Origin of the sequence: Tissierella sp. (assembly GCF_052089545.1) — a bacterium.
Taxonomy (GTDB): Bacteria; Bacillota; Clostridia; order Tissierellales; family Tissierellaceae; genus Tissierella_A.
The window spans coordinates 2,972-4,915 of record NZ_JBQDAA010000175.1 but is presented as its reverse complement, the minus strand read 5'-3'; the positions used below and the strand labels follow the sequence as shown (position 1 = coordinate 4,915).

At 31.8% G+C, this 1,944-nt stretch carries 1 protein-coding gene and 1 riboswitch; the gene reads left to right on the top strand.

Features of this window, described 5'->3' with window-relative positions:
• Positions 1-77: 77 nt before the first annotated feature.
• On the top strand, positions 78-1,607 hold the full coding sequence (locus tag ACTHW2_RS10750; RefSeq protein ID WP_442263917.1) for a VanW family protein: 1,530 nt from the start codon (positions 78-80) through the stop codon (positions 1,605-1,607).
• Positions 1,608-1,706: 99 nt separating this feature from the next.
• Positions 1,707-1,886: riboswitch (cobalamin riboswitch) on the top strand.
• Positions 1,887-1,944: the final 58 nt, after the last annotated feature.

Sequence of the window (1,944 nt, the reverse complement as noted above, 5' to 3'; positions counted from 1 at the left end):
ATGTAAATAAACGTAGTAAATATGCGAGTTGTAGAGTTCTGCAACGAGCTAAATTATTATAAGTAAAGGGTGAGTAGATGAAAAGATGGTTAATAGCTATAGGACTTATTTTAATATTAGTTTCTGGAATTGTTTTATTAAGTATAAAAAGCACAGTTGAAAGAGATGAAATATATGAAGGCATTTCAATTTCAGGTATAGATGTTAGTGACAAAACTAAAGAAGAAGCTCTTAAAATTGTAAAAAATAAAAAACAAGAAGAAATGACAGAAAAGCCAATGAAACTTAAAGGAGAAGAAAAAGAGTATACAATTGCATTAAAAGATATAGGATTTAAGTATGATTATGAGAAAGCAGTAGATGATGCTTATAAGCTTGGAAGATATGGAAATCTATTTGGAAGATATAAAAAAATAAGGTCATTTAAAAAAGATAAAGAAGATATTAAACTAAAATCTTTATATGATGACAAAAAAATAGAAGAAGAAGCTGATAATATTGCAAAAGAAATAGATAGAGAAGTTGTAAATGCTAAGTTTAACTTTAATGGCGGAAATCCTAAAGTAGATGAAGGAAAACCTGGATATAAAGTAGACAAGAAAAAACTTATTCCTAAAATTAAAGAAAACATTGATAAAATTGATAAAGTAGATGATATAGATATACCAATGGAGACTATAAAACCTAAATATACAAAAGAATATTATAGTAGAATAAATGGAGTAATAGGTAATTCCTCTACTACATTTAATAGAAGTGGACCTGGTAGGGTAAATAATATTAAACTTTCAACTAGAGTGTTCAATGGTAAAATAATTCATCCAGGAGATAATATATCTTACAATTCAACTGTTGGGCCAGTAAATACAGGAACGGGCTACAAAGATGCACCTGTAATAGTGGATGGTGATTTGACACCTGGTGTTGGGGGAGGCATATGTCAAACTTCAACTACACTATATAATGCACTACTACGTGCTGACTTAACAGTGACTGAAAGGTCCCATCACTCCATACCTTCTGCTTATATGGCTAAAGGTCTTGATGCAGTAGTAGCGGGAGATTATTTAGATTTAAAGTTTAGGAACGATTTTGATTATCCTATATATATATCTGCTAGGGTAGTTAATAGAACTGTTTATTTTGATATATATGGAGATAAAGAAAATAGAGACTATACTATCCAAATGAAGCCTAAGATTACACAAGTAATACCTCACAGAACAAAGGAAATTCGCAAAAATAACCTAGAAGCTGGAGCTAGAAAGCTTGCACAAAGTGGTAGAAATGGATACAAAGTTACAACATATAAACACAAAGTTAAAAATGGTAAAGTTATAGAAACAAAAAGAGTAAGCTCTGATTATTATAGAGAAAGGGAAGCAATATATCATATTGGACCTAAAGCACAAGCTTCTATAAAGCCAAAACCAGAGCAGAAACCAAAGCCAAAACCAGAGCAGAAACCTAAACCAAAACCAGAACCCAAGCCAGAACCAAAACCAGATCCGGAACCAAAACCAGATCCAAAACCAGAACCGAAGCCAGATCCGGAGCCAGATCCAAAACCAGAACCGAAGCCAGATCCAGAACCAAAACCGGAATAGAAGCGAGGATGAGAAAATTGTCTCAATAGTTAGTATGTATAAGTAGAGTATTTTAAGCTTGAACTATATTGAAAATTTGTTATAATAAACTTAGAATTAAAATTAAATAAAACATAGATATTCCTTAAGGGATTAAAAGGGAAAATGGTTGGAATCCATTACAGCCCCCGCTACTGTATATGTGTACGAAACTAAAGTTATACCACCAAAATACTTGGGAAGGTTTTAGGAGTAGGTTAAAGCATAAGTCAGGATACCTTATCTATATTAAATTTACCTCGGAGGGAGGATAAGAAATTTCTTAATCTACTAAACTTATCCTAATATTTGTTGGGAT

Coding starts and splice junctions, on each gene's coding strand:
- ACTHW2_RS10750 (WP_442263917.1), top strand. CDS start 78: ATGAAAAGATGGTTAATAGCTATAGGACTTATTTTAATATTAGTTTCT.